The sequence below is a fragment of the Streptococcus oralis genome, from assembly GCF_003943825.1.
Classification (GTDB): Bacteria; Bacillota; Bacilli; order Lactobacillales; family Streptococcaceae; genus Streptococcus; species Streptococcus oralis_CD.
This window is the reverse complement of the sequence record NZ_RJNJ01000019.1, coordinates 1-6,344: the sequence shown is the minus strand read 5'-3', so window position 1 is coordinate 6,344 and position 6,344 is coordinate 1. Positions and strand designations below refer to the sequence as shown.

General features: G+C 37.5%; 5 protein-coding genes. 2 read left to right on the top strand and 3 right to left on the bottom strand.

What is annotated here, in order from left to right:
* Positions 1-695: 695 nt before the first annotated feature.
* A complete protein-coding gene (locus D8863_RS10215) occupies positions 696-1,283 on the top strand; it encodes an ABC transporter ATP-binding protein (protein WP_125441842.1) in 588 nt (195 codons plus the stop codon).
* A gap of 254 nt (positions 1,284-1,537) precedes the next feature.
* Here D8863_RS10215 and D8863_RS10210 read toward each other — a convergent pair whose 3' ends face one another.
* From D8863_RS10210 to D8863_RS10200, 3 genes are all read right to left on the bottom strand, one after another.
* Positions 1,538-2,395 (bottom strand): replication initiation protein, encoded by an 858-nt coding sequence (locus D8863_RS10210; RefSeq protein ID WP_125441841.1) that lies wholly within the window; start codon positions 2,393-2,395, stop codon positions 1,538-1,540.
* Positions 2,396-2,648: 253 nt separating this feature from the next.
* Positions 2,649-2,867, bottom strand: a complete 219-nt coding sequence (locus D8863_RS10205; RefSeq protein ID WP_125441840.1) for a hypothetical protein — start codon at positions 2,865-2,867, stop codon at positions 2,649-2,651.
* A gap of 49 nt (positions 2,868-2,916) precedes the next feature.
* Positions 2,917-3,915 carry a site-specific integrase gene (locus D8863_RS10200; RefSeq protein WP_125441839.1) on the bottom strand — a complete coding sequence of 333 codons (999 nt, stop codon included), beginning with the start codon at positions 3,913-3,915 and terminating at the stop codon, positions 2,917-2,919.
* A gap of 1,181 nt (positions 3,916-5,096) precedes the next feature.
* Here D8863_RS10200 and D8863_RS10195 point away from each other — a divergent pair.
* Complete coding sequence (locus D8863_RS10195) at positions 5,097-5,726, top strand: replication/maintenance protein RepL (protein WP_125441838.1); 630 nt, start codon at positions 5,097-5,099, stop codon at positions 5,724-5,726.
* The last annotated feature ends 618 nt before the right edge of the window (positions 5,727-6,344 follow it).

The following is a 6,344-nucleotide window of genomic DNA, read 5'->3' as shown; positions in this document are numbered from 1 at the left end:
TCTCACTTCGTTTTGCCCCTCTCTCCATATCTCCCAAAAGTTAAAATTTTAAGTACAAACCACCAGTATCTGAAAATAAATCTAGTATATATTTTTGACACAACTATATAACCATGATACAATGAAATTGCCGAATAAGTAGCTCAAGGCTACACCAAAGCCCTAGAGGATGCCAGTCCTTTAGGGCTTTTTTTACGTTCTTTTCAGATTAACGAGTGTTTTTAGGCTGACTACCGTTTGTCCTCATCGTCCAGCCATTTGCAAATGAAATATGCCAGTACATTTGCCATAACGTTGAGGAAGAGCTCGAATAAGTAACTCACGACTATCACCTCCTCTCACGACCTACAGGTCGCAATCGGTTTTCCGATAGCAATTTTATTATATCATGGACTTTTTCCAAAAAGCAAAGTATGATAAGCTTTTTCTTCTCGTTCCTAAATTAGATTCCCCCCAGGTGCTGTGTTTGAAAGGGGTAAAAAAGCGTTTGAGAAAATGACTCTTTTACCCCTTTTAAATTTTGAGGGAGTTCCCAATCTCCCTTACCCCACAATTCCTAGTTCGTTTTCTTTGAAATAATAATATTTCGTGGTATAATGTAAGCGTATACATAAAAACTAATTCAGTAGGTGAACTAATAGAATTCATCACTTTAGTTTTTCGATTCCAATTTGTTTATAGAAAGGAGAATTCTTATGAATAAACAAATAAAAACTTCAGCCCTGTTAGGGTTATGTGTTGTGTCTTTAGGGATTGTTTCTCCCGTTTTAGGAGCAAATCCAGTTGTTGCTGATTCCGTCACAGAGACAACAGTGCAAGAAAATCTTAATAAGATTGATGCTATTAAAACTCTCTCTGATAATGGCTATCTAGACGTGAATCCTGATACTAAAAAAGTTACCATTACTGAAAAATATAAGCAGGCGGTATTAGCTAACACTGACACTGACTTATATCATGTTATTTTTACCGAAAATTCAATTACAATAGTTCCTAAATATTCTTTCAGAAGCTTCTCAGGATATAATAAAATCGTTTTTACTTGGAAAGGATATGATATTTATTTAGATAGCACTACTGCCAATCAAATAGCTGCTGGATTTGCTGGAGGATCTGCTCTTTCTGCTTTAATTCCTGAACCAGCCGTATCCAAAATTGTAGCTGCTAGTTTAGGGACTGTTGCCTCTTTAATTCTTTATAATAATGCTGCCGGACGAGGGGTTATCGTTGCTTTTGTAGGAATATATCCAAATGGAACTCCACACTGGATAACTTCTCAATGATATATACAAAATTGGTGTTGTTTATTACCTTTCTTGTAATAAGCTTGTTACCTGATAAGATTTTTGGAAAAAATAAAAAAATTTGGAAAATAGTTCTTGCAATATTGATGGCGGCAACAGCATTATCATTTATGTACTAATTTAATTTAAGAACGTAGGGAAATGAATCCTACAATTGATTTTAAGCTCTGAAACGTGTTTAAACAACCGTAAAAACGACACAAAAAAAAGCAAGATCAAAATGATCTTGCTTTTTACTTTTCATTCTCTAAATGAGCCATCATCTCAGCCTTTTTCTTCTCCATTTCAGCTTTTTGCTCGTCTGTTGTCGTGTTCTTATACTCAGGTTTTGACCACTCAGGGACGTTTATTTTCTTGCTTGTTTTCTTTGGTTTTGGCTTGTTAAACTTATCCGGATCATACGTGCCAGCTACTTCTTTTTTCCAAGTGAATTCATACCCCAAAACTGGATTTCCACGCTTTTTTGACTTGATTTTTTTGACCTTTAAATCCTCGAAGCAAGGGGAAAGTTGCTCTAGAATAGGTTTCAAAACAAGTCTATCTATGTGACACGATTTGTAGCTTGTTGGCATATCTAACAAGAGTTTAAACTCATCAATAGCAAACTCTTTTCGTCCAACCGTTCGCCACTGCTTGAGAAGTCTGTAAGCAGTTTTTGCGTACGTTGAGCGGATAGAAGTAAACTCTTGCAACTCGTATTGAGTGAAATTTGCGGATAACTTATTCAAAATATACTCAAAAAGAGGGGATACAGACACTTGGGCTTGCATGTCTGACAAATCTTCCTCCCAATCAACTCGAAACCGTGTAAAAAGTGGCATGTACTCAATAGAATTCTTTGTTTTCTCGATGTATCTTAATTGAGATATGTTATTTGCTAGACTGTCCATTGTGTCATAAAACCGTTTATTGTGTTGGATAGAATAGTTTGCCAATTCTGCCAGTTGATATTTATCGAAAACAAGGTCAGAAGTGCCTTTATCTCTTGCTTTTGCAATAATCGCAAAAAAGAAATTCATCTCTTCCGCTGTCCATTTTCTCATGATAACCGTGTTTAAATCATTGTGATGCTTAACTACTTCATTAGCCATATAAAAACCTCTTTCAATCTATGTTTTTATTATACCCTATCTTTGTTATAAAAACAAGTTTAAATATATGTTTTTTTGTACCGACATTTTGTTATCGAAGAACCGACATTTTGTTATCGAAGAACCGACATTTTGTTATCGAAGAACCGACATTTTGTTATTCATAAAACTCGAAAACCCTTTTCGCTCTAAGGCTCACGGAGTGGCTAAATATATATTAAACATTAATAAAATACATATAAAAAGGGACTCGCTACGCTCGTTTTTTCCCTCTATCCATTTTTCTTTTTAAAAATCTTCTTGACCAATTTATACAAGTAAACCATGTTCGCTTACGCTCACGCATCAAGAGAGCTTCGCTCAAAGGGCTAACGCCCTCGCTTTCTTCTACTGACATTTCTACACCCATAAAACTCGCAAAACCTTGATATGACTGCGTTTTTGAGGCGGCGAGACGAGCGTTCTGACGCATTTAAAATCTCTAACGTGGGGAATCTATCACGAAAACTCCCTACAATCGCTTATTTTACGAGCTTGTAGGCGTAGGATTTTCTAAACTCGTCCACTCTCTCATGCCCTAACGCCTTTGATGCTGCCAATTCTGCCATTTTGTCCAAGACGTTCCCCTTCAGATCCTTGCGCAAAAAAGTCTTTTGCGACTTCGGAAGACAGGTCACGTCTCTCTCATTCATCAAATACACACGTTTTGCGTATTCAGCTCGTGCCGAGTGCTCGTCCAGTTTCTTCGGTACTGCATAAGTCTGAACCTCATTTACTCGGTTGTTGAAGACGTAAAAATCCTCGTTTTGACGGAATAGAGAAACAATAAGACGTTCTTCTTCCTCACTCCTTGCCACAAGTGGGCTTCTACGCCACTTGCCCCCTTTTCCTTGGACACGGAAATAGTAAAAGCCGTCTATGTCTCGCTCCGTTTCAAGCGCTGAACCCTTGATAGACTGCAATTCAGACTTACGCAAGCCAGTTGCTCCACCGACCATCTCGAAAAAGTCTTTTTTCTCTTGTGAAATGTGCTTATCGCTTTCCACGTCTTGACGTGAACGCTTCGCATCAGCTCTGCGCCTTGGCTTCGTGGGAATAAAAGCCGTAGTCGGTAAATCAAAGACTTTGCCCAGGTGCGCCTTGTACGTTGTCAACGTCCAAGCTGACAAATCTTTGTCTACGCAACTTTGGATATATCGGTCTGCATACTTTAAAATCGATTCTAAGCCATCTAAATCGTCTCCTACGCTCCTTTGCGCTACGAACTGGGAAAATCTACGCCAGTTTGCCAAAGCGTCTCTATACGCCTTTCTGGACGTTATATAACGGTACACGTCCCCCTCTTTCTTCGCTTGATGCCGTGATAAGCCTTGACCGTCAGACCATTTTTTATCAATGATCTGACGACCAAGCTCGTACACTTTACCAAATCGAGCTTCTGCGCTCGTCCGTAATACATTTGTTTGCTCCTCAGCTCTCTGCTTGCGTGCTAAACGCTTCTCTTTTCTTGATTTAGCCATATAGACCCTCCTCTCTTTTAGATACTAAAAAAACGTTTATAACTAGGCTGATAACCTAGCTATAAACGGAACTACTTCTGCTTTATCAGTTAGACAAGCTAACTCGGTAAGGGAACCGACCGAAGCAATGTCGCAAGTCTTCGGTACTGTCAGATAAGCTCGTGCGTTCGAGTATTAACTTTAGTTTGGCTAAGCAGATAGCCCAAGGGTGAAACGTCCCAAGACGCTTTTTTTCTTCGTAAAAAAGCTATAAAAACATAGTCATTTAAAGCAATGACGGACTATATAAAAATAAAATCTGTAAAAAGCAGGCACTTTAAAAAACACGTCCCACTTTCTTTTCTCTCTTCTAGTTACACGATAGCTAATCGTTGTAATAATCAGTCTTAACTGCTACGAACCTTACTACCAACTGTTTCCTCTCTTTCTTTTGTTTGGTTAGTTGTATTCATAATTTAATTTAATAGCTAAAGATAATTATATTTTTGTCCTCCTATGTTCTTTTGTCTCCTCTTTAGTTACAAATATTTTTTTAAAAAAAATTAAATTGATTTTTAGTTAAATGATATATAAACTATTTTTTAAACTGAACTATTAAAATTATTTTTTTACAAATATGTTGGTGTAAAATCCATTAAAACCGTCTTCTATTTCCTCTTTTGCAACTCTTAAAATCGGTTGCTTATTTTTTGTGCTCTAGCCTATCAATCATCTTCAGTATTAGTATGCCATAAAAAACAAAATAAAAAAATCGTCCTCACACTTTTCTATTTCATCTTTGATAGAAAAAGATGGAATAACCGTCATTTATCCGAGATAAATGTTTAGCCGACCATAAAAGTGGCTTTCAGCCCCTTTATAGATCAGCTAAACATTTACGCCTTTCAGCCCTTTTTATTGCTCCACGCAATAAAAATTCCTTGATTTTTCTCACAAAACGTCAAGCGTTTTTCTCGAAAAAAGGCTCGGTCTTCTAAAATCAGACCGAAGTGCCTGCGAACCGCACAGGCACAAGCTCGCCTCTGCTCGCCATCGCTCACGCTCAAAAGTCACCCCCTGCAGATTATTAAAATAAAATATAGCTTAATTCTTGTGTTAAATAAAATTTAATGATATAATTTAGTAGAAGTATAAAACATATAAATAAAACAAACTATAAAAAATATAAAGAGGTCAAAAAAATGGGAACTACAGATAACGGTCTTTCGTTCGTAAAAGCAGAAGTCAGAGAAAATCGCTCAATCGTACAACCTACACACACCGCATCAGAAGCGGTCAAACAAGAGCCAGCTCCAGCTAAGAAAAAAGGCGGTCGGAAGTCTATCTCTCACGACTTGAAATACAAAGTCGATTTTGTGAAACGTGACAAAGCTATCCATGAGCGCACGATTGCAGACATCACTATCTACTCAGAAGACAAGGCTCTTGTCCGTGAGTTGGCAGTTCGTCAGTTTTTGTTTGCTTATGACATCACAGAAGATTATGCAGCCAAAATTCTTTGCTTCATCTATGACAAATCTAACAAAATCGAAGCAGAAAAAGTCTATCTCTTGGGTATTCAAGTTATTGCAGAGTCCCTGGGCTTGTCTTACCCAACGGTACAGAAAACGGTCAAGAAATTGCGTAAGAAGAACGTTATCGCTAAAAGCCCAGTCTTTCAAAATGCGTACACAATCAATGCAGAAGCTGACCGATTTTTCAAATCGATCAGCAACAATGCACAGATTTTGCTGACGTTTGAGGCAATCGAAGAAGAACAGTTGGAAGCAGTCAACGAAGACGGAACGGTTAACGAAGAAATGGCAAACTAAACTATATCTTTCCGAAAAATGTTTCTTTTTCTGAAAGAAGTCTCTCAATAGCAAAACAACCCCTAAGCCTTGAGGCTCTAGGGGTTTTTCGTGGTCTATCGTCCACAAATTAAACTAAAATGACCTCAGAATGCTCCTCTCAGTACCGATTATGCAGAAATTTTGAATAAAACCTGCTCTTTTGCATCAGCAATTTTAAAAAGTCCCTCCTGGAGAATTTTTGGGGAAGAAAAAATCATACAATCGATTTTAAGGCCTGAAACGCTTATCAATTACAATGAAAAACGAATAGAAAAGTCTTCCGAGGGTAAATATACCACCCTCACCTTTAAGGCTCTTAAAATACGTTGGTTTAATATATAAAAAGGGTCTCACTTCGTTTTGCCCCTCTCTCCATATCTCCCAAAAGTTAAAATTTTAAGTACAAACCACCAGTATCTGAAAATAAATCTAGTATATATTTTTGACACAACTATATAACCATGATACAATGAAATTGCCGAATAAGTAGCTCAAGGCTACACCAAAGCCCTAGAGGATGCCAGTCCTTTAGGGCTTTTTTTACGTTCTTTTCAGATTAACGAGTGTTTTTAGGCTGACTACCGTTTGTCCTCATCG